Consider the following 22,131-nt stretch of genomic DNA (forward strand, 5'->3'; position numbering starts at 1 on the left):
GGACGGCACTCGGGGGTGGTCGGGAGGAGGGAGGAAGAGGAGGAAGGGAAATGGGGGGAAGGGGACGGTGCGGCTGAACGGCTGCGGTCGGCCGGTCCCGGTCGGCCTGCCGTGCTCCGGGCCCGCTCGGCGGGCGGGGTGTCAGTTGCGGGTGGCGGACCGGTGGGGGGTGAACCGGTCGGGGGCCAGTCCGTCGATGTCGTGTCCGGTCCTGCCGTGCAGGACCAGGTCGGCGGCGATCTGGCCGAACACGGGGGCCAGTTTGAAGCCGTGTCCGGAGAAGCCGGTCAGCACGGTCGCGTTTGCGGTGCCGGGCAGCGCCCCGACGACGGGGTGCTCATCGGGGGTGAAGCCTTCCGCATAGGTGCTGATGCGCACCGGCTCGGGCACCAGACCGGGCAGCAGTCGGGCGACCGCGGCGGAGGCGGCGCGGGCGAACTGCGGACTCGCGCTGCGCGGCAGGTCCCCCGGGTCGTCGAGGTCGGGCCAGCCGAGGTGATGCGGCACGATCTTGACGGCGACGCCGTCGAGTACGGGGAAGCAGGAGAAACCCGCCTCGGGGTGCCTGCGGATGGCGACGGGCAGCCGGTCGGGACGGTGTGCCGCCACATCCCGCGCGGCGAACCAGCATGCGGTGATCAGCCTCGCCTGCACCGGGACGGCGGCGAGCGGCGCCAGTCGGCCGGCCCATGGGCCCGGGGTGAGGACGACATGGTCCACGTCGTACGTCGTTCCGCCCGTCGACAGGCGCCAGCCGGCGGCTGTCTCGGTCAGGTCGTCGACCTGGTGGTAGGTGAAGAGACGAGCCCCCGAGCGCTCCGCCGCCTCCAGGGCGCCCTGCACCGAGGGTTCGGGACGCAGTACCCCGGCGTCGGGGTCGTGCAGGGCGATCTCCCCCGGGTCCAGTCGGTGTTGCGGGAAGTGTTGGGCAGCGGTGGTGCTGTCGAACACCTGGTGCGGCAGTCCGGCCTGTTCGGCGCAGCGGCGTACGGCCTGCAGGTCGGGCTCGTCGGGTGCGCCGATGGTCAGTCCCCCGCACAGGGTGAGCAGCGACCGGCCGCTCGCCGTCTCCAGTTCGCGCCACAGCTGTTGGGCCCGGCGCAGCAGCGGGACGTACGAGGCCCCTTCCTTGTAGACGGTGCGGAAGATGCGCGACTCGCCGGCCGAGGCCCCTCGGTCGTGGCCGCGCCCGTAGCTGTCGAAGGCGAGGACCTGTGCGCCGCGCGCGGCGAGCTGCCAGGCCGCCATGGCGCCGATGACGCCGGTTCCGACGATCGCCACCCGGGGTGTCGAAGCCGTCATGAGAGCTCCTCCTGGATTCCGGCACGCGTAGGCGACACGGGAGCGCGCGGTACGGGGTGCGGGAGTGGGAGTGGGATGGGGACAGGGGTGCGGGAGGGGGCCGTGGGAGAAGGCCTTGGGGGGTGCCGGAGCGGTCAGTCGTCGCGGACCGACTGCTCGATGTAGAGCTCCAGAAGTCCGGGGCGCATCAGATACGCCGCCGACTCGGCGAGCTCGCCGTTCTCCAGCCAGGTGAGCCGACGCTGGCGGAGGATCGGGGTCCCCGGCTCGCAGGCGAGCAGTTCGGCAGTGGGCTCGTCGAGCAGGACGGGGTCCAGGTACATCCGCGAGGTGGCGATCGGCACTCCGTGCTCGCGGAAATAGGGGATCATCGTGAGGTGGGCCAGGTCCGCGTCCAGGAGGCGCGGGGCGAGCGCGAACGGGACGGTCGCGTACTCGATGGCCAGGGGGTTGTCCTGGAGGTCGAACTTGCGGCGCACCAGGTGGTTGACCGGGGTGTCGTCGGGCAGCCCGTCCACCGGAGGGGTCACCTCCGCCGCGCGGACGACGGCGGCGCTGTGGACCTCGTGCCGTCCCGGGATCTCCGGTCCGGCCAGCCGGGGGTTGACGAACCGGAGCAGGTTCTCCTGGCGGACGCCGTCCGCGACGAAGGTGCCCCGGCGCCGGTGCCGTTCGACAAGGCCCGCCTGCGCCAGCTCGTGCAGGACCCGCTGCGCGGTGGCGCGGCCGATCCCGTGCGCTTCCTGCAGCTCGGCCTCGGTGGGCAACCGGGCGCCGGGCGGCAGTTCTCCGGACCGGATGCGCGCTTCGAGCTCGTTGCGGATCCGGAGGTACAGCGGAGCTGACATGTATTGACCGTAGTAGTCACTCAATTGACCGGTCAATAGATGCGAGGCACTTGGGATCCGTGGACCTCAGCTCGTCGGGTTGTGGGCGAGGACGGCCTCGAGAAGGCCCGGCTCACCCTGGGGGAAGTCCATCGGAACGATGCCGAGCCCCGTCCGCCCGGCCATCTCGGACCCGTTGAGGAAGTCCCGTACCTGCGGATTGAGCCGGTCCGCGTTCCAGACGGGCGGCAGCCCGGCGGCCGTGCTCACGAAGTTGACGTAGAACGGGCCGGGGTGCGCCGCCGCCTCGCGGAACTGCTCGGTGATCTTGGGGAACTTGGCGAACGGCTCGGCCTGGTAGTCGTCCTGGACGTCGAAGAGTTCGGTGTCCGCCCAGCGCACGCCGGGCAGCCCGCCGTTGTCGGCCAGCAGCACGACCTTGCCGCGTGCCTCACCCAGCGTGGGCAGTGTGTCCTGGAGCCGGAAGAGGGAGCGCCAGCCCTTCTGGTCCAGATACACGTCGAAGATCGCGCGGAACTCCTCGTCGCTGACCGTCGAGTACTCCTGCTTCACTCGCATCACCACCGTCTCGCCCGGGTGGGCGGCGAGGAAGTCACGGCAGGCGATCAGCACATCGCCGAACATCAGTTCCTGGAAGAAGGCGCCGTGGTGGATGGCGAACACACCGTCGATGGCCCGGCAGCGGACGTCCAGGAACCGGATCCCGGCGGCCAACTGCTCGGCGATCGACGTGTCCTGGCACTCCACCCAGGCCCCGCCGAATCGTGCCCCCGAGTCGTGGCTGCCCGGGATCGTCAGCGCGCGCAGCGCGGTCGACGCCGCCAGCGGCGCCATCCAGTCCTGCGGGGCGACCCGGTCCCGGGCGCGGGTGCGCACCCCGCCCTGCGCGGCGGCAGCGCCGCCACCCGCGTACGCCAGCACCCCGGCGGCCGGCAGTACCGCCGCACCTCTCAGGAACCCCCGCCTGTCCATCTTTCGAACTCCCCCGCACTCCGGCGCCGATGTCCGCCGACATCATGGTCCACCACGTGACGCGGGGGAAGAGTGCGCCGGGAGTGGAGACCGTTCGACGGCATCCCTGTGACCGGGCCACGACATTCCTCCCGCCGGGGCGCCTGAGCGGACGCCGCCGCGTACGGCCGTACGATCGGCGGGACGGCAGACGGTGCGGGAGGCAGCAGAGGGCGGGGAGCGGAGAGCGGAGAGCAACCATGAACGCGCAGCAGGGCACGGCGTCAGACGCCGGTTCCGTCAGCTTCCGGTCCACCACCGGACGCTGGGTCCTCATGGCGACCGTCCTGGGCTCGGCCATGGGCTTCCTCGACGCGACCGTCGTCAATGTGGCACTGCCCGCGATCGGGCGGGACATCGGCGCCGAGGTGTCGGAACTGCAGTGGGTGCTCGACAGCTATCTGCTCACCCTCGCCGCGCTCATCCTGCTCGGCGGCTCCCTCGCCGACCGCTACGGGCGCAGGCGGATCTTCACACTCGGGGTCGTCTGCTTCATGATTCCGTCCGTGCTGTGCGCGGTGGCGCCCACCGCCGGGATCCTCATCGTCGCCAGAGCGCTGCAGGGGGTCGGTGCCGCGCTGCTCACTCCGGGAAGCCTGGCCATCATTCAGGCGACCTATCGCTCGGCGGACCGGCCCTCGGCCATCGGCGCCTGGTCGGCGCTCACCGGGGTGGCCTCGGCGCTGGGACCGATCGTCGGCGGCTACCTCATCGACGCCCTCTCCTGGCGGTGGATCTTCCTCCTGAACGTTCCGATCGGGCTGTTCGTCATCGCGACCACCGCCCGCCGGGTCCCCGAGAGCCGCGACCCGGCGGCCACCGGGCGGCTGGACGTAGGCGGCGCGGTGCTGGCCACGGCAGGGCTGGCCGGAACCACCTACGCCCTGATCGAGGGGCCGCGCGGCGAGTCGCCCGGCTGGCTGACGGCGACCGCGCTCGTCCTCGGACTCGTCGCACTGGCCGGCTTCGCCCGGACCGAGCGCCGCTCGGCCCAGCCGATGCTGCCCCCCGGCGTGTTCACCGCGCGCCAGTTCCTCAGCGCGAACGCCGTCACCTTCGTGGTGTACGCCGCGCTGGGCGGGGTCTTCTTCCTGCTCGTCGTCTTCCTGCAGACCTCTTTGGGGTACAGCCCGCTCAACGCGGGTGCGGCCTCCCTGCCGGTGACGCTGCTGATGCTGGCGCTCTCCTCGCGGGCCGGGGCACTCGCCCAGCGCATCGGGCCGCGCGTTCCGCTGACGGTCGGACCGCTGCTGCTGGCCGCCGGCATGCTGCTGATGCTCCGCATCCAGGTGGGCGAGGGCAGCGTGGGTGCCTACGCCTCCTCGGTGCTGCCCGCCGTCCTCGTCTTCGGACTCGGCCTGGCCACCACGGTCGCGCCCGTCACCGCCACGGCCCTGGCGGCGGCCCCCGCCGAACACTCCGGGGTGGCCTCCGGCGTCAACAACGCCGTCTCCCGGGTCGCCCAGCTCGCGGCCGTCGCCGCGCTTCCCGTACTCGCCGGGATCAGCGGCGGCGACTTCCAGGACCCACGCGCCTTCGCGGACGGTTTCCGTACCGCCATGCTCATCACGGCGGCGCTCGCGGTGCTCGGCGCGCTCCTCGCCTTCACGACGATCCGCAGCGACGTACTGGCACCCGCAGCCCCGGCACCCGCGCCGGAACGGGCCACCGAGGAGCAGCGGCCCGCACCGGCGGCGGAACCGTGCCCGTACGAATGCCCGGTGGCAGGCACTCCGCTGCGCCCCGCGCCACCCTCGACCCCGCCGACCGACTCGGCGTCGCCGGACTCGCGGTCCAGCTAGCCGGCGTCCCGGAGGATCGGGCGCGTGGTCCGGCCCATGCCGTGCGGGCACGTCCAGCTGGGGACACCGTTCACGTCTGCGGCGACGGCGGGGTGGTCGTGGCCCGGGCACGGGGGCCGGGGGATGCCGCCGGTCTCCTCCAGCACCGCCTCCTGGAGCCGGTCGGCCAGCAGCACCACCGCGTCGGTCCCGCTCGTCCCCGCCGCGAACTCCACCGAGACCGCCGAGCCGTCGGCGAACGTCAGCGTGGCCGCGATGTCCGCCGGCCCGGAGGCTGGCGAAGCGGCCTCGGGCCCCGTGTCCGGGAGGGCGCCGCCCTCCTCGTCCCACACCGACTCCATGGCGGTCTCGGAGGCCGACGCGGCGCCCGTCGTTCCGGCCTCCAGCCGCTCGGTGACGGTCAACGCGGCGTCCGGCGGCGCCCCCACCTGCCCGAGGATCGCCTCCGCCCACCCGCGGACGAGGTCGCTGGTCACCTGACGTCCACTCATCATCGCTTCCGCGCCCCGAAGTCGCCGGCCCGGAGCACACCCCCTCGGCAGACGGGCACTCCGCCCGCACCGCTTCCCGTTACCGCCTCGCTGCCCGGCATGTCGTCGCACCTCGGTGAACCTCGTGGGACAGGGTCAGCTCCCAGCCTCCCATGGGCGTGCCCTGTACACGCTGTTCGACCCGAGCGGTACTTCGCGGTGGCCGGCCGCCTCGGTGCGCCGTGGCCCGCCGTCACACGCGGGATGTCCGGCGATGCGGGGCGGCGCGGTACGGCGCGCGTAAGTTCGTCGTCGCGGGACCGTCTCGGACAGCTGCGAGGTCGATGGGGGCTGCATGCGGGTTTCTGCCTACGTCATCCTGCCGGCGGGAGTACTCGCCGTACTCGCGGGTCTGCTCGGGCCCGTGCCGCCGTCGCCCGCGAGCGACGGCAAAGACTCGGGGCCGGTGACCGGGCCGGGGATCGTCCGGGGATTCGACCGGCCCGCACGGGGCTTCGCGCCCGCGGACACCGTGCTGCGGCGCGCCACCCCCGCCGCGGAGGGGCTGGACCCGGCACCCATCGACGCGTTCGTGGGCCGGCTCGAGGACTGGACCGACCCGGCGCGCGGTGCCGACCAACTCTTTCCCGGCGCCACCGCCCTGCTGGCGCACGAGGGCGCTGTCGTCACCCGGCACGCGAGTGGTGACGCGGTGCGCTACGCACGCCCGGGACGCCTGTTGCCGCCGAGCCGGCGAGTGCCGGCCCGTACCGACACCATCTACGATCTGGCGTCGCTCTCGAAGCTGTTCACCTCCATCGTGGCCGTACAGCAGATCGAAGCCGGGCGGCTGCGACTCGACGCGCCGGCCGCCCGCTATCTGCCCGCGTTCGCCGCACACGGGAAAGGCGGCATCACCATCGAACAGCTGCTCACCCACACCTCCGGCCTGCCCGCGGACCCCCGACCGCCGCTGTGGCAGGTGTCCGGCGGCCTGCCGGCGCGGAAGCAGGCGATTCTTGCGGCCCGGCCGTCCGCGCGGCCCGGCGCCCGGTACCGCTACTCGGACCTCAACATGCTCTCGGTGCAGCTGGTCGTCGAGAAGGTGACGGGAAAGCGGCTGGACGTCCTCGTACGGGAGGGCATCACCGAGCCGCTGCGGATGCGCGACACCGCCTACCGTCCGCCCGCCGCCTGGCGGCCCCGCATCGCCGCCACCTCCTACAGCGTTCGGCCCGATCGCGGGCTGGTGCGCGGGACGGTGCACGACGACAACGCCTGGGCGATGGGCGGCGTCGCCGGACACGCCGGAGTCTTCTCCACCGTGGACGATCTGGCGGTACTCGCCCAAGCGCTGCTCAACGGCGGTACCTACCGGGACCGAAGGATCCTCGGCCCACGCGCCGTCGAACTGCTCGCGCACAACTACACGGAGCGCTTCCCCGGTGACGAGCACGGCCTCGGGTTCGAGCTCGACCAGGCGTGGTACATGGGCGGGCTGTCCTCCCCGCGGACGCTCGGGCACACCGGCTTCACCGGTACCTCGCTCGTGATCGACCTCCGGTCGCGCTCGTTCGCGATCCTGCTGACCAACAGGGTGCACCCGGAGAACGAGACGCCCTCGATCAACCCCGCGCGGCGCGCCCTCGCCCAGGCGCTGGCCCGGTCGATCCCGGTGCGGGCGCCCGGCGGCGGGCGCTCGTGGTTCGACGGGCCGACGGTCGGACCGGACCCCGGCGAGCGGGATCCGGGAGAACGGGACCCCGGCGCAGCGGAGGCCGGCGGGGACGACAGCACGCTGACGTCCGGGCGGCTGCCGGCCACCGTGCCGGGCCGCACCGCCGGGCAGCTGTTGGAGGGCGGCCCGCTGCACGTGAGCTACGACGCGTTCGTGGACGCCGACGACACCGACCGGTTCGTGCTGGAACGCAGCGCCGACGGCGGACGCACCTGGCAGGAGGTGCCGGGAACCGCGCGGTCGGGACATCACGGGCGCAGCTGGGAGCGGGTGCACGCCCAGTTGCCCGGCGGCCCGTACCCGGAAGGCCTGCGACTGCGCTGGCGGTACACGGCCACCGCGCTCGCCGGCGGCCGCGGTGTGAATCTGTCCGGGGTGCTGGTGACGCGCGGAACGCGGGTGCTGCTCGACAGCGACTGTCCGGGCGCTCCACTGACCGCGCACGGCTGGCACCCGCTGCCCCCGCCCTGGCCGCTGGCGCGCGCCGCCGGACTCCCCTCAGGGGGCACGGCCTTCGGCTGCCCGCCCGGCACCGGGCCGGGTCCGGGTCCGGTTCACTGACCGACCGGGGTGCGCCGTACCCGCCCCGGCCGCTCCCCCGCCGCGGGCTCAGCGCCTTCGGGTACCGCGCCCGACGGGGCACGCCATCTCGTAGGTGGCCGCCGTGACCGCGCCGTACACCAGGTGGGGCACCAGGTCCGCCAACCAGTCGGCCGGGCGCCAGGTGCGCGGATCGGAGACCTTCAGCACTGCCGCGGGAACATCCGAGCCCGCCATCGCGGCCAGGCCCGTGACCGCTGCCGCCAGCGGGAGCGCCGGGCGCCACGGGAGTGCGCGGGACGCCCCGTACAGCGCGCCGACGCCGACGCCCGTGAGCATACCGAGCAGCGCGCCGGAGGCCGAGGCGCGGTTCTCCCGCGCCTCGGTCTCTCCCGGTACGGGCACCTGCGTGCGCTCGCTGAGCCGGTCGACGACGGTCTTGGGCACGGAGCTTCCGCCCCGGCCCCGTACCACCATGTCGAGGTACGTGGCGGCGTTGAGCGCGGTCGTACCGGCCGCCCCGGCGACGGCCCCTGCCACTGCTCGGCGCATCATGGACCTGCCGTTCCCGGGGCGACCGCGTACCGAAACCTGCTCAGCGGTGCTTGCAGGCCTTCACGGTGACCTTCACTCGAAGGGCGTCATCGTCAACGTCAGCTCGCTCGCGGCGCCATCCTCGATGTACGAGGCGAAACCGGCCACGTCGTCGAAGGCGAAGCCGTAGGCCTTGCCGTCCTCGGTGGCCGCGTGCATGGCCTTGGCGTAGTGGTGCGTGATGTCGCCCTGGTAGAAGGTCGCCGGGTCGGTGGTGGGCTGGTCGGCCGCGGACAGCAGCGTGGTGCGGTTGAAGGCGGCACCGAGGATGGCGGCCACGGGGCCGGTCGTCCCGTCGTTGGGTGCCGCGAGAGCACCGTCGCAGAAGAGGACGTCCTTGGTGCTCGGCTTGGCGAAGGAGACCTCGGCCGGACCCGTGAAGGCCAGCCTGCCGCCGCTGACGCGGCCGGTGAAGGTGCCCGCGTTGGTGGTGACCTTCAGGTCCTTGCTCCCGTAGGCGTCCCACACCTGGTCGATGTACGAGGCGAAGTAGTCCTCGGCGAACAGGCCGGAGCCCATGCCGTGGCCCGGGGCTATGACGCGCTTGTCGTCGATGACGAGCTTCGAGAACGCCTCGACGGAGCGGACCGAGTCGAAGACCTTGGCGCGGGCACCGGGCTTGAGAGTGCCGGTGGTCTGGTCCTTGGCGCCCTTGAGCCCGATGGACAGCGGCACGCTGAACATGTCGACCATGGTGGTGTTGCAGTACATCGCGCCGCCCTTGTACGTGAATTCCGCACAGTCGTGCACGATCGGGTAGTTCGGGTCCGACTCGACCCACGCCGCCGGGTAGGCCAGGGCTGCTCCGGTGTCGGCCTCGACGGCCTTGAACTTCAGTTTCTCGCCGCAGGCGACGTAGATGCGGCCGGACATCTCCGGGAGCGTGATGGTGGTCTCGGTACCCGTCAGGGGGATGGCGTAGTCCGTGTAGCCGTCCGGTCCGTTGTCGGACAACTGAACGGGCTTCAACTCGCCTTCCGGGGTGACATGGCACTGGTTCTTGCCGTCGTTGCCGACGATGTACACATGAACCGACGCGCTGTCGTAGGCGCCGGAGTTGTTGACGATCTTCACCGGAAGACCGGCGGCGTTCGCTCCGGTGGCCTGCGACCGGAAGAGGTTGCCCGCGCTCGCCTGGTGGGTGACGAGCCCGGCAGCGGGGACGGCGACGGCGGCGGCTGCGGCTCCGCGGAACAGGGCGCGGCGGCTGACGGGGCTCATTGGACAGGACCTCCGGAGACGGCGGAGACGGGCAGGTCGACATCGTTGTCGGCATCGGCAGCTATCAGCAGGGAGCCGCCGTTGGGGGAAGTGACGGCCTCGGCCGTCGGCGTACGCGGCACGAAGGGTTTTCGCGCAGGCGTGGTCAACGCAGTCATGACATGCGCTCCTCTTGAAGTGGGGGGTGGGTGAGCGCTCTCACGTCACGGCAGCACGGTGCCGAAGGTATGGACCTTCGTCAAGTGCTCGACGGGAACCGGCTGGTTGCCGAGCAGCGCACAGCACTCCCCTCCCCCTGGCGGGAACTGACGGCGTAACAGGTCACCGGCTGGATTGCCGGGCCAGGGGTTGATACGGGAGAAGCCGGCCACCGGTTTATCGCGCGGCGGACTCCTGCCGCTCCTTCCGGCGGATCGGCAGTGGCCGGATGCGGGAGCGTCGCGGCCGCGAACGGCGGCGGTGTCACACCAGCGGCGGTTCGACCTGATCCGCGGTCAGGGGCAGCTCGGCCCAGATGGTCTTGCCCTCCGAGGTGTAGCGGGCGCCCCAGTGCTGGGCGAGCTGGGCGATCAGGAAGAGGCCGCGGCCTCCCTCGTCCACCGTGGTGGCCCGGCGCAGATGCGGGGCGGTGCTGCTGCGGTCGGACACTTCACAGGTCATATAGCGGTCGCACAGCAGCCGAACGGTGATCGGCGGCGCGCCGTAGCGGATGGCGTTGGTGATGAGCTCGCTGAGGATGAGTTCCGCGGTGAAGGCGGTCTCCTCCAGACCCCACTCGGTCAGCTGGGACATGCAGGCGGCGCGGACCGGGGCGACGGCCTCGGGGTCGCTGGGGACCTCCCACTGGGCGATCCGGGAGGGCGGCAGCAGGCGGGTCTCGGCGACGAGCAGCGCGATGTCGTCCCGGTCCTCGGCGGTGCGGTCGGGCAGCAGGGCCTCCAGCACTGCGGCGCATGTCGCTTCGGGGCCGTGCTCGACCCGGGTGAGGGCTGTCCGCAGCATGTCCAGCCGGTTGTCGAGGTCACGGCTGCGCACCTGGACCAGGCCATTGGTGTAGAGCACCAGGCGGCTGCCCTCCGGCAGGGTCACGGTGCAGGTCTCGAACGGGGAGGTGCCCAGGCCGAGGGGCAGATTCTCCGGGGCGTCCAGGATGGTGGTGCTGCCGTCGGGCCTCGCCAGCGCGGGCGGCGGGTGACCGGCCCTGGCCAGCTGGCACTGTCCGGACGTGGGGTCGTAGATGGCGTACAGCACGGTCGCGCCGGTGACCGTCTCGGTCTCCGGCCCGAGGGTGGGGTCCTGGTCGATGCGGGCGACCAGCTCGTCCAGGTGTGCGAGCAGTTCGTCCGGCGGCAGGTCCAGGGAGGAGAAGTTGTGCACCGCGGTCCGCAACCGCCCCATGGTGGCGGCCGCGTGCAGTCCGTGGCCGACCACGTCCCCGACCACCAGCGCCACGCGGGCGCCCGGCAGCGGGATGACGTCGAACCAGTCGCCGCCGACCCCGGACTGTGCGGGCAGATAGCGGTAGGCGGCGCCTACCGCGTTCTGTTCGGGCAGACCGCCCGGCAGCAGGCTGCGCTGGAGCGTGACGGCGAGACCGTGTTCGCGCGCGTAGCGGCGGGCGTTGTCGACGCACACCGCGGTGCGGGTGACCAGTTCCTCGGCGGAGGAGACATCCTCCGGCTGGAAGGGCCGCTGGTCCCGGCGCCAGAAGCTGGCCAGCCCGAACACGGTGCCCCGGGCCCGCATCGGCACGGTGATCAACGAGTGGAAACCCGCGTCGAGGACGCGTTCGGCCCGCTCGGGGTCGACGGCGCGCCACTCGGTCGCGGCGGCCAGATCGGGCTCGAAGACGGCCCGGACCTGCTTCCCGCCGGCGTGGTCGGCCGCCACCGGCGGAATCGCGGGCCTGCTGCCCACCGGCTGCAGCGGATGCGCGTCGCCGACGGCGGAGCGCAGCGCGACACGGCGCACGGCGGCGGTCGCCGGGTCGGGCAGCGGCTCCTCCCCGCTGATCACCGGATCGAGCAGGTCGACGCTGACCACGTCGGCGAACGGCGGCACGGCGACCTCGGCGAGCTCCTCGGCGGTGCGCACCACATCGAGCGTCGTACCGATGCGCAGACCCGCCGTGTACAGCAGTTGCAGGCGCTGCGCCGCGATCCGGGCCTGCCCGGCCACCTCCCGCAATTCGGTGGTGTCCCGCAGGGTGGCGACGCTGCCGGTGGATTCGCCGTCCCGCCCGGTGGTGCGCTGGTTGACGGCCAGCATCCGGTCGCCGACCATGTGCACCTCGTCGCTGGCGGGACGGCCGGAGGACAGCAGTTCCCCGACCCTCGACTCCAGCCGCAGGTCGTCCACGTGCTGCCCCTGGGCCCGGTCCGGCAGTCCCAGGAGGCGGTGTGCCTCGTCGTTGGCGAGCACCAGCCGTCGCTCGCGGTCGAGTACCAGCACTCCTTCGCGGACCGCGTGCAGGACCGCGTCATGGTGCTCGTACATCCGGGTCACCTCCGCCGGGCCCAGCCCACGGGTCTGCCGGTTCAGCCGTCTGCTCACCAGGCCCGCGCCCGCCGTGGCCAGGAGCAGCGCGCCTGCGGCACCGACTGCCAGCCACGGCAGCTCCCGGTTCAGCCGCGCGGAGACGGTCGTGAGGTCGACCCCCGCCGTGACCAGCCCGATCACCGTGCCGTCCGCGTCGCGTACGGGAGCCACGGCGCGTACCGAGTCCTTGGGCTCGCCTTCGAACTGCTCGGTGTAGGCCTCGCCGGCCAGCGCCCGGCCGAAGTCGCCGGTGGCGCGTTCGCCGATGAGTCCGGGGATCGGGTCGCTGAGCCGGATGCCTTGCCTGTTCAGTACGGCGACGAAGTCGATCCCGCACTGGCGGGTCGCCCGCACGCTCGTCGGCTGCAGCCTCCGGGTCGGCCGGGAGGACTGCAGGGCCGCCGCCGTCGAGGGGGCGGCAGCCAGCGTGTGGGCGCACGCCATCGAGCGCTCCCGAGCGTTGCGGACGTCGGCGGCGCGCGCCTGCCAGGCCAGTACCACGGCTGCCGCGACCACCAGCAGCAGCACGATGGTCAGCTGCAGTAGGAATACCTGCCCGGCGACGCTCCTGACCGCGAACCGCCGACCTCGCTCCCCCGTCCCGCGACGCTTAAGAGTCATGCAGCATGGTTTACCGTTCTTTGCCCTGAATTACCCGGATGCGCAACCCGCAGATGTCTGCGCGCCAGCGCCCGACGCGGCACCGCCGGGGGGGAGGGGGAGAGAGAACGGATCGCCCCTCGTCCGGCGCCGGACCACCGGTCGTGCGCCGGACCCGGTGGCGGCAGGGCCGGAACCCGGTGGCGGCAGGGCGGGACAGCAGGTCAGGCGGAGCGGTCGTCGACGTCCTTCAGCGCGCTCAGCCGGTGGGCGGGCGCCGTGCCCTCGGCCGCGTCGCGGAAGGCCTTGAGTCCCTCGTAGAGCACGTTGCGCGCTCGCGGCGGCATCGCGGCCAGGGTCGTGGTCAGGGCTTCCTCGCGGCGGAGGCGCAGATCGCTGAGATACTTCCTGCCCTGGTGCGTCAGATGCAGTTCCAACTCGCGGCGACTGACCTGGCTGGGGAGCCGCTCCAGGAAACCCAGCGCCTGGAGGCGGTCGCACAACCGGCTGACCGAGGAGGGGGCCGACCCCAGCATCTCCCCCAGGGTGCGCAGGTTCATGCCCTCGTCACGGTCGAGGCAGTAGAGGACCCGCAGCTGCGAGGCGGAGACGGGTGAGGAGGAGACCGCGTCGCGGCCGTGCTCCCACAGCACTTCGAGCAGTTCGATGACTTCGCCGGCCGTGCCGGCCGCCTCGTTCGCCCCACGGCGCCGCGCCTGCCCCTGGCCCAGGGGATTCTCGCCCGTCACTGCGCCGCTCCGGACCGACGCAACCGGTCGATGGCGGGGGTCGACGTCACGTTTCACTCCACAAGTTCGGCAGTCTTGCCGCCCGGTTCCGCGAGGCTCCCTCGCCGCTGTCAAGGGCCACGCAGAGCTTATCTCTCCATGCGCTGCTCGGACAGGCCCGCACCGGCAGATCACCGCTGCCCCGGAGGCATCGGGGGCCGCGCGCATTCTGTTGTCATTCGGCGAATGTTTCCGTGCGACGATAATGTGCGTGCCGACTCGTGGGGAAGCAGTGCTCCCTTGCCCGGCCGCTGCACATATGGCACCCAGAGAAGCAGGAGACGTGGACAGATTCGCCGTCGTCGAGCGGGCCCTGCGCGCCGCCGCCCCGCACGCGTTGATGGATGTCGCCACAGAGGCACTGCGAGAGCACTACGACGCCGTCGATGCCGAGCTGCGCCTGGCCGACTACGGTATGCGATCCCTCCAACTGGTGGAGCCCGTGCCGCTCACCACCGAGCCGCTCCCCATCCACGGCAGCCCCCAGGGCCGGGCCCTGCGGGCGCCCGAGCCCGTCGTACTGACCGACCGGGCGACCGGCACCGTGACGGTGCACCTGCCGGTGTGCGCGCGGGGCGACCGGTTGGGGGTGCTGTCCGTGACCCTGCCCGGCAGTACGGACGCCGTCGGCCTCCTGCCGGAGCTCGCAGGGCTGTGCGAGGCGCTCGGCCACGAGATCGCGGTCGCCGACCGGGACACGGACCTCTACCAGCGAGCACGGCGGGCCACCCGGCTGACCGTGGCCGCCGAGATGCAGTGGCACCTGCTGCCCGGCCACTCCTTCCGGCGGCACGAGTTCGCGCTCGGCGCCCACCTGGAGCCTGCCTACTCCACCTCCGGGGACAACTTCGACTGGTCGGTCTCCGCCGAGCACCTGACCGTCACCGTCACCAACGGCATGGGCGAGGGAGTCGAGGCAGCGCTGCTGACCAACCTCGCCGTCGGCGCGATGCGCAACGCACGCCGCGCCGGGCTCGGCCTGGCCGACCAGGCGGCCCTCACCGACCAGGCCGTGTACGCCCACTACCGGGGCTCCGCCTATGTCTCGACGGTGCTGCTCCGCTTCGAACTCGCCACCGGAGAGGTGGAGATCGTCGAGGCGGGCTCGCCCCGCGCATGGCTGTGCCGGGACGCCAAGGTCGACAACCTCGTCTTCGACGCCCAGCTCCCGCTGGGCATGTTCGAGGACACCCACTACGTCACCGAACACTTCCGCGTGCAGCCCGGCGACCGGCTGCTGCTGGCGACCGACGGCGTCTACGAGCCGTTGTCCCGCGCCGCCGAGCCCTTCGGCGACCACGCCCTGGCCCGCTCCCTGACCGCCAACCGGCTGCTGCCCCCCTCCCAGGTGCCCAGCGCGGTCTTCCGCGACCTCGCCGTCCACCGGGGCGAGGGCCCGCTCCAGGACGACGCGCTCGTGCTGTGCGTCGACTGGTACGGGCCCGAGGGACGCGACGGCGCGGCCTGAACACCGGGGTCCCGGCGCGCCTCGACTCACAGCCGCCGCACAGGTCCAGCTCAGGTGGCTGACAGCGCCGTTCGCGATGTTCGGGTCCACGCCCGGCCAGGCAGCGCCACCGCCGCCCGCCCCCGCAGGCCGGCCGCCGCGCCACCACGGACCCGAAAGAGAGCGGACCTCAGCATGACCACCCTCACCCCCTCCGGCAGCGCCGCGGACACGCCGCCCACCGGCACCGGCTCAGCGGCCGGACACCGCGGCAGCCTCGGCGACCGGTTCCGGGCCCGGTCACGGCACCGACGGACCGGACGACCACGCTGGGAGAGCCCCGCGTTCTGGACGCTGCTGGCCGCCACCGCGGCGCTGTATCTGTACGGCCTCGGCGCCTCGGGGTACGCGAACTCCTTCTACTCCGCCGCGGCCCAGGCCGGCGGGGTGAGCTGGAAGGCGTTCCTGTTCGGCTCCCTCGACGCGGGCAACGCCATCACCGTCGACAAACCACCGGCCGCGCTGTGGCCGATGGCTTTGTCCGTACGGCTCTTCGGCCTCGGCTCCTGGCAGATCCTGGTACCGCAGGCACTGCTGGGCGTGGCCTCCGTCGGCCTGCTGTACTCCGCCGTACGCCGCCGCACCGGACCGGCCTCCGCGCTGCTCGCCGGGGCGCTGCTGGCGCTGACCCCGGTGGCGGCGCTGATGTTCCGCTTCAACAATCCGGACGCGCTGCTGTGCCTGCTCATGGTGGCGGCCCTGTGGTGCCTGGGCCGGGCCGTGGAGGACGCCCGCACCAAGTGGCTGGTGCTGGCCGGGGCCTGCTTCGGCGTCGGCTTCCTGGCCAAGGCCCTGCAGGCGTGGCTCATCCTGCCGGTTGCCGCGCTGGTCTATCTGGCCTGCGGGCCGACCGGGCTGCGTCGCCGCATCGGGCAGCTGCTGTGCGGCGGGCTGACCACCGTCGTCACGGCGGGCTGGTGGGTAGCCCTCGTGGAGCTGTGGCCCGCCTCCTCGCGGCCGTACATCGGCGGCTCGCAGGAGAACAGCTTCCTGGAACTGACCTTCGGCTACAACGGTTTCGGCCGCCTCACCGGCGAGGAGACCGGCAGTGTCGGCGGCGGCCGGGGCCCCGGTGGCGCCGGTGGCGGCATGTGGGGTCGGACCGGGCCGGGCCGGCTGTTCGGCGACACGATCGGAGGCCAGATCGGATGGCTGCTCCCGGCCGCGCTGCTGCTCCTCGTCGTGGGCCTGATCCTGACCCGCAGGGCGGCGCGTACCGACGCGCTGCGGGCCGCGTTCCTGCTGTGGGGCGGCTCGCTGCTGATCACCGGCGCCACCTTCAGCCTGATGTCCGGCATCTTCCACGAGTACTACACGGTCGCGCTCGCGCCCTACCTCGCTGCCGTGGTGGCCATGGGGTCGGCGGCGCTGTGGCGGGAGCGGGGCCGCTTCCGCTGGAGCGCGGTCCTGGCGGCGACGGCCGCCGGGACCGCCGTGTGGTCGTTCGTCCTGCTGGGCCGGGCGACGGACTGGCTGCCGTGGCTGCGCTGGACCGTGCTGGCCGTGGGCGTGGTGGCGGCCTGCGGGCTGCTGGCCGCCAATGTGCTGCCGCGCACGGCCGGTGCGGCGGTCGCCGCGCTCGCGCTGCTCGCCGCGGTCGCCGGGCCGGTGGCGTTCACGCTGAGCACCGTCAACACGCCGCACACCGGTTCCATCGTCACGGCGGGCCCCGCGGTGAGCCGGGGCGGCCCGCCCGGCATGCCCGGCGGCACCAAGGGCAGGCCCGGCCCGGGACAGGGCGCGGGGCCCGGTCAGGGAGCAGGCCAGGCACCGGGTGCGGGACAGGGCGCGGGCCAATCGCAGGGCGCGGGGCCCGGTCAGGGTGGTGCGCGGGGTACGCCCGGCACCGGGAAGGGCGGCACCCAGGGTGCCGGCGCTCAGCGGGGCATGCCGCCCTCGCCCGGCGACGGCGCCCAGGGGCCGGGCCGGCGCGAGGGGGCGGGCGGCCCCGGCGGCGGGGTGGGAGGGCTGCTCAACGGCAGCGAGGTGTCCGCGAAGGCAGCGGCGCTGCTGCGCAAGAACGCCGCCTCGTACACCTGGGCTGCGGCAGCGACCGGTTCGCAGAACGCGGCCGGCTACCAACTCGCCACCGGCCTTCCGGTGATGGCCGTCGGCGGCTTCAACGGAACCGATCCCTACCCGACCCTCGCGCAGTTCAAGAAGTACGTGGCCCAGGGCAGGATCCACTACTTCGTCGCCGGTTCGCAGGGCGGTCCCGGAGCAGGCCGCGGCACGTCCTCCTCGATCAGCTCGTGGGTGACGGAGAACTACACCGAGGTGAAGGCGGGCGACACCACCTTCTACGACCTGACGCAGCCGAAGAGGACGGCGACGGGCTGACATCCGGCCCCGCGGGTCTGCCGCGCCCTCCGACAAGGGGGTGCGGCAGACCCGCGCGTCGGAACTTTCCGTGCACGGGCCATTGACGCGGCGCTGGGCGGAGTTCTAGGTTCCCGGCATCGATAGGAAAGTTTCCTAACGAATGCCGTCCGCGCGCCGTACGCCGGGACGGCCCGGACAGACAGGGCACTCCACCATGGCCACACACACCGGCCCGAGCGGCATACCGGGGACGCCGGGCACCCCACGTGTACTGCGGGCGATGAACGACCGCGCCGCACTCGATCTGCTCGTGGCCCACGGACCGCTCACCCGCACCCGGATCAGCGAGTTGACCGGTCTGTCCAAACCGACCGCCTCCCAACTCCTCGGCCGGCTGGAGGAGACGGGCCTGGTCCGCTCCCGCAGCAAGGAGAGCGGCAGGCCCGGTCCCAACGCGCTGCTCTACGAGATCGAGCCGACGGCCGCCCATGTGGCCGCACTCTCGGCCGACCCGCACGGCATCTCCGCAGTCGTCGCCGACATCACCGGCACCGTCGTCGGCCGGGCCCGCGTGGAGGCGGACTCCGTGGCCGAGGACGTCCGGCACCGCACCGCGCAGCTGGTCAAGGAGGCCGTCGACGGAGCCCTACGGAAGGCCGGACTCGGCTCCACCGAGCCGCACACCACGGTCATCGGCACGCCGGGGGCCATCGACCCGCAGTCGGGCGAACTGCGCTACGCCCCGCATCTGCCCGGCTGGCACTCCCGCACCCTCCGCGCCGAGCTGGCCGAGGTGCTCGGCACCCCGGTGACCATCGAGAACGATGTGAACCTCGCGGCCATGGCCGAGCAGCACGCGGGCGCGGCCCAGGACCACGACGACTTCACCCTCGTCTGGGTGGACAACGGCACGGGCGCCGCGATCGTCGTGGGCGGCGTCCTGCTGCGCGGGGCCACCGGCGGGGCCGGCGAGATCGGCTACATGCCGCTGCCCGGCGCACCGCTCGCCCGGGGCGGTCCGGGCGAGTACGCGGCGGCCAACGCGGGCGGCGGCTTCCAGAGCCTGGTGTCGGTGCCGGCGGTACGCCGGCTGGCCGACGGGAAGCCGCTGGCCGAAGCCCTAGCCGACCTGTCCGTCCGCGAGGAGACGGCACGCCGGCTGGCGAACGGCATCGCCGCGGTGGTCGCGGTCGTCGACCCGCAACTCGTCGTCCTCTCCGGCGCGGTGGCGCGAACCGGCGGCGAGGAGCTGCGCGCGCTGGTCGAACGTGAGCTGACCGGGCTGGCGCTGCCCAGGCCGCTGCTGCGACTGAGCGAGGTGGCGGACGACCCGATCCTCGGCGGCGCCCTGCTGTCCGCGCTGGCGCAGGCGCGCGACGAGGTGTTCGACACCGCCTGAGGCCGGGCCGCCCCACCTCACCCACCGGGGCCCGGCCCTCCCGCCCCTTCCTCGACTCCCCCCTTGCCCCTCCCTTGCCCCTTTCTCCCCGTTCCTGCCCTCCCCGTTCTTGACCTTCCCTGCCCTCCACTTCCCTTCCTCATCGTCCTTCCGAGAAGGAGACCGCCATGCCGCCTCCGCGTCTGCGCGCCTGGCCGGCCGCGTTGCTCGCCGCCGGGCTGCTGCTGTCCGGCTGCGCCAACCCGAGCGTCGGCAGCGCCGACGACGACCCGAAAGCCCCGGTCACCCTCAAGTTCTGGCACGGCTGGTCGGAGCCGGGTGAGGTCGAGGCGCTCGACCGGAGCATCGAGCGCTTCGAGAAGCTGCACCCGAACATCCACGTCGACGCGACCGGAAACGTCAACGACGCCACCGTCAACCAGGCGCTGCGCGCGGGCGGTGACAAGGCACCGGATGTGGTCTCCTCCTTCACCACCAACAACGTGGGCCAGTACTGCGACTCGGGGATGTGGGTCGATCTCGACCCGTTCCTGAAGAAGAGCGGCATCGACAAGAAGAAGGTTTTCCCGCGCACGCTGCTGGACTACACCCGGTACGAGGGAACACAGTGCGCGCTGCCGCTGCTGGCCGACGCCTTCGGGCTCTACTACAACAAGGACGCCTTCGCCGAGGCGGGCATCGAGCGCCCGCCCCGCACGATGTCGGAGTTCCGGAAGGTCGCGGCCAAGCTGACCGAGCGCGACGGTGACCGGATCGAACGCGCCGGCTTCATGCCCAACTTCCGGCTGTACCAGAACAGTCCGGACCGGCTGTTCGCGCAGTGGGGGCCGCGCTACTTCGACGCGCACGGCAAGGCCTGCCTCGCGAAGGAGCCACGCACCCGGCAGTTCTTCCGCACGATGAGGAAGCTGTCCGACGCACAGGGCGGCTATCGGGCGTTGGAGCGGCTGCGGCAGAGCTTCGGCGACGAGATGTCGAAGCAGAGCGGCTTCATGACCGGGAAGCTGGCGATGCACATGGACGGTGAGTGGCGCGGGCTGATGCTGAAGGAGGCGAAGCCCGACTTCGACTGGGGGGTGGCGCCGCTGCCCGTGCCCGACGACCAGGCCGAGACCTACGGGCGCGGCTATCTGACCGGAACGGTCGCCGGTATCGCGCACAGCAGCAAGCACCAGAACGCCGCCTGGGAGCTGCTGAAGTTCCTCACCACGGACACCGACCAGGTGGTGTCCTTCGCGAACGCGATCCACAACGTGCCCTCCACCAAGGCCGCGCTCAGCTCCCCGCGGCTGGACGCCGACCCGGCCTTCCGTACGTTCCTGCGGATCGCGAAGAACCCGCACAGCCAGGCGCTGCCCCCCTCCACCACCGGGGGCCAGTACGTGACGGCCCTGCAGGACTTCGCCTACTCGGTGGAGGCGGGCAAGGTATCCGACCTCGGTGCGGGCCTGCGCGAACTCGACCGGCAGATCGACGCCGACACCCTCCAGGCACGGAACTAGGAGCCCGGCATGGCACTCTCCCTCTCCCCCGGCGGCGCCGGCGGCGTGGACCCGCGGCTGCGCCGCAAGAAGGCGCGGGACAGGCTGCGCACGGTCGGTTTCCTGTCGCCCTGGCTGGTGGGTTTCTCGGTCTTCTTCGGCTATCCGCTGATCGCGACCGGCTACTTCTCGTTCATGCACTACAACCAGATCAAGCAGCCGGAGTTCGTGGGCTGGCGGAACTGGTCGTACGTGTTCACGCAGATGCCGCTGTTCGGTCCCGCGCTGTGGAACACCCTGTGGCTGGTCGTGGTGATGGTGGCGCTGCGCGTGGTCTTCGGGATCGGCGTCGGGCTGCTGGTGACGAAGCTCAAGAGCGGGATCGGTTTCTTCCGCACGGCTTTCTACGTGCCGTATCTGGCACCGCCGGTGGCGGCCACGGTGGCCTTCGTCTTCCTGCTCAACCCGGCGACCGGGCCGGTGAACGAACTGCTCTCGAAGGTCGGAGTCCACGCGCCGAACTGGTTCAACGACCCTGCCTGGTCCAAGCCCTCGCTGGTGATGCTGTCGCTGTGGGGCATCGGCGACCTGATGGTCATCTTCATGGCCGCGCTGCTGGACGTGCCCAAGGAGCAGTACGAGGCGGCCGAGCTCGACGGCGCGGGCCCCTGGGCCCGGTTCCGCTACGTCACCTGGCCGAACATCACCCCGATCGTGATGTTCGCCGTGGTCACCGGCGTGGTGCAGACGATGCAGTACTACACGCAGGCGCTCGTCGCCGGAAAGCTCGCCTCCGGCGTCACGATCGGTCCCGGAACGGTCATTCAGCCCGGCTACCCCGATCACTCGACGATCACCGTGCCGCAGCTCGTGTACCAGCTGGGGTTCCAGAACTTCAACACCGGCGCCGCCTGCGTGCTCTCCCTCGTACTGTTCGCAATCGCGATGGCCGTCACCATCCTGCTCATGCGCCGCAGCAGCGGCCTGCTGTCGGCGGAGGACTGACCCCGATGACGACACCGACCCCCTCAGCGGCCCAGGCCGCCACCGTGCCCGCGACCACGGCCGGTCGGCTGCCGGAAGCCCGCCAGCCCGTCCGCACTCCCTCGCCGGGCTCCACCGCGGCGCTCCGCCGTGCCCGCCGCACCCGCGTCCTGCACTGGATCGCGGTGCACTCCACCGCGGTCGCGCTGGCGCTGGCGTTCGTGCTGCCGTTCGTCTTCGTCTTCCTCACCTCGGTGATGAGCGACCGCCAGGCCATGAGCGGCGAGCTGTGGCCGACCTCCTGGCACTGGGACAACTACGCCACCGTCTTCCGTACCCCAGGCTTCCTGGACTGGTGGCGCAACTCGCTGATGTACGCGCTGCTGGGCACCCTCTTCACGGTGTGCTCGTCCCTGCCGGTGGCCTACGCGCTCGCCAAGTTCCGCTTCCGCGGCCGACGCACGGCGATGCTGCTGGTGATCTCCACGATGATGCTGCCGCCCCAGGTGATCGTGGTGCCGATGTATCTGGTGTGGGCGCAGCAGTTCCATCTGTCCGGCTCGCTGTGGCCGCTGATCATCCCGATGGCCTTCGGTGACGCCTACTCCATCTTCCTGCTGCGGCAGTTCCTGCTGACGATCCCCAAGGAGTACATCGAGTCGGCCCGGGTCGACGGCTGCGGCGAGCTGCGCACGCTGCTGCGGATCATCGTGCCGATGGCGAAGCCCGGGATCGCGGCCGTCGCCCTCTTCCAGTTCTTCTACTGCTGGAACGACTACTTCGGACCGCAGATCTACGCGGCACAGAACCCCGGCGCCTGGACGCTCAGTTACGGGCTGGAGTCCTTCAAATCGGCGCACAGTGTGGACTGGAACCTCACCATGGCGGCCACGCTGCTGGTCATGGCGCCGGTCATCATCGTCTTCTTCTTCGCACAGAAGGCCTTCGTCGAAGGCGTCACCCTCACCGGAGTAAAGGGCTGAGAC

At 72.1% G+C, this 22,131-nt stretch carries 17 protein-coding genes; 8 read left to right on the forward strand and 9 right to left on the reverse strand.

What is annotated here, in order from left to right:
• Positions 1-141 precede the first annotated feature (141 nt).
• From solA to JW613_RS18705, 3 genes are all read right to left on the reverse strand, one after another.
• Entirely contained in the window at positions 142-1,302 is a 1,161-nt protein-coding gene (gene solA / locus JW613_RS18695) for an N-methyl-L-tryptophan oxidase (protein WP_209211974.1), read from the reverse strand.
• A 134-nt stretch (positions 1,303-1,436) separates the two neighbouring features.
• Positions 1,437-2,150, reverse strand: a complete 714-nt coding sequence (locus JW613_RS18700; protein ID WP_209211975.1) for a GntR family transcriptional regulator — start codon at positions 2,148-2,150, stop codon at positions 1,437-1,439.
• Between the two features lie 66 nt (positions 2,151-2,216).
• Positions 2,217-3,122 carry a phosphatidylinositol-specific phospholipase C gene (locus JW613_RS18705; protein WP_209211976.1) on the reverse strand — a complete coding sequence of 302 codons (906 nt, stop codon included), beginning with the start codon at positions 3,120-3,122 and terminating at the stop codon, positions 2,217-2,219.
• A 239-nt stretch (positions 3,123-3,361) separates the two neighbouring features.
• Between JW613_RS18705 and JW613_RS18710 the strand changes: the two genes are divergently transcribed.
• Positions 3,362-4,963, forward strand: coding sequence for a DHA2 family efflux MFS transporter permease subunit (locus JW613_RS18710; protein ID WP_209211977.1), 1,602 nt, complete (start codon positions 3,362-3,364; stop codon positions 4,961-4,963).
• On the opposite strand, the gene JW613_RS18715 is transcribed toward JW613_RS18710, so the two are convergent.
• On the reverse strand, positions 4,960-5,439 hold the full coding sequence (locus tag JW613_RS18715; protein WP_209211978.1) for a hypothetical protein: 480 nt from the start codon (positions 5,437-5,439) through the stop codon (positions 4,960-4,962). The two genes, JW613_RS18710 and JW613_RS18715, sit on opposite strands and share 4 nt — an antisense overlap.
• A gap of 349 nt (positions 5,440-5,788) precedes the next feature.
• Between JW613_RS18715 and JW613_RS18720 the strand changes: the two genes are divergently transcribed.
• Positions 5,789-7,732 (forward strand): serine hydrolase domain-containing protein, encoded by a 1,944-nt coding sequence (locus tag JW613_RS18720; RefSeq protein WP_209211979.1) that lies wholly within the window; start codon positions 5,789-5,791, stop codon positions 7,730-7,732.
• 48 nt (positions 7,733-7,780) lie between these two features.
• Here JW613_RS18720 and JW613_RS18725 read toward each other — a convergent pair whose 3' ends face one another.
• The 5 genes from JW613_RS18725 to JW613_RS18745 all read right to left on the reverse strand — a co-directional run bounded on the left by JW613_RS18725 (position 7,781) and on the right by JW613_RS18745 (position 13,413).
• Positions 7,781-8,266 (reverse strand): hypothetical protein, encoded by a 486-nt coding sequence (locus JW613_RS18725; protein ID WP_209211980.1) that lies wholly within the window; start codon positions 8,264-8,266, stop codon positions 7,781-7,783.
• Positions 8,267-8,338: 72 nt separating this feature from the next.
• On the reverse strand, positions 8,339-9,526 hold the full coding sequence (locus tag JW613_RS18730; RefSeq protein ID WP_209211981.1) for a beta-1,3-glucanase family protein: 1,188 nt from the start codon (positions 9,524-9,526) through the stop codon (positions 8,339-8,341).
• Positions 9,523-9,684 carry a hypothetical protein gene (locus JW613_RS18735; protein WP_209211982.1) on the reverse strand — a complete coding sequence of 54 codons (162 nt, stop codon included), beginning with the start codon at positions 9,682-9,684 and terminating at the stop codon, positions 9,523-9,525. Before JW613_RS18735 ends, JW613_RS18730 begins: the two co-directional genes overlap by 4 nt.
• A gap of 304 nt (positions 9,685-9,988) precedes the next feature.
• Positions 9,989-12,685 carry a SpoIIE family protein phosphatase gene (locus JW613_RS18740; protein WP_209211983.1) on the reverse strand — a complete coding sequence of 899 codons (2,697 nt, stop codon included), beginning with the start codon at positions 12,683-12,685 and terminating at the stop codon, positions 9,989-9,991.
• Between the two features lie 203 nt (positions 12,686-12,888).
• Positions 12,889-13,413, reverse strand: coding sequence for a MarR family winged helix-turn-helix transcriptional regulator (locus JW613_RS18745; RefSeq protein ID WP_372447963.1), 525 nt, complete (start codon positions 13,411-13,413; stop codon positions 12,889-12,891).
• 322 nt (positions 13,414-13,735) lie between these two features.
• Here JW613_RS18745 and JW613_RS18750 point away from each other — a divergent pair, with 322 nt between their 5' ends.
• From JW613_RS18750 to JW613_RS18775, 6 genes are all read left to right on the forward strand, one after another.
• Positions 13,736-14,920 carry a PP2C family protein-serine/threonine phosphatase gene (locus tag JW613_RS18750; protein ID WP_209211984.1) on the forward strand — a complete coding sequence of 395 codons (1,185 nt, stop codon included), beginning with the start codon at positions 13,736-13,738 and terminating at the stop codon, positions 14,918-14,920.
• 174 nt (positions 14,921-15,094) lie between these two features.
• On the forward strand, positions 15,095-17,299 hold the full coding sequence (locus JW613_RS18755; RefSeq protein ID WP_209211985.1) for an ArnT family glycosyltransferase: 2,205 nt from the start codon (positions 15,095-15,097) through the stop codon (positions 17,297-17,299).
• Between the two features lie 196 nt (positions 17,300-17,495).
• The gene (locus tag JW613_RS18760; RefSeq protein WP_209211986.1) at positions 17,496-18,680 is read left to right on the forward strand and encodes an ROK family transcriptional regulator; all 1,185 of its coding nucleotides are present in this window, start codon (positions 17,496-17,498) and stop codon (positions 18,678-18,680) included.
• A 167-nt stretch (positions 18,681-18,847) separates the two neighbouring features.
• Positions 18,848-20,182, forward strand: coding sequence for an ABC transporter substrate-binding protein (locus JW613_RS18765; RefSeq protein WP_209211987.1), 1,335 nt, complete (start codon positions 18,848-18,850; stop codon positions 20,180-20,182).
• Between the two features lie 9 nt (positions 20,183-20,191).
• Positions 20,192-21,166, forward strand: coding sequence for a carbohydrate ABC transporter permease (locus JW613_RS18770; RefSeq protein WP_099877853.1), 975 nt, complete (start codon positions 20,192-20,194; stop codon positions 21,164-21,166).
• Between the two features lie 5 nt (positions 21,167-21,171).
• Positions 21,172-22,128: a carbohydrate ABC transporter permease gene (locus JW613_RS18775; protein ID WP_209211988.1), complete on the forward strand. Its 957-nt coding sequence runs from the start codon at positions 21,172-21,174 to the stop codon at positions 22,126-22,128.
• Positions 22,129-22,131 lie beyond the last annotated feature (3 nt).

The sequence above is a fragment of the Streptomyces smyrnaeus genome (genome assembly GCF_017676345.1).
Taxonomy (GTDB): Bacteria; Actinomycetota; Actinomycetes; order Streptomycetales; family Streptomycetaceae; genus Streptomyces; species Streptomyces smyrnaeus.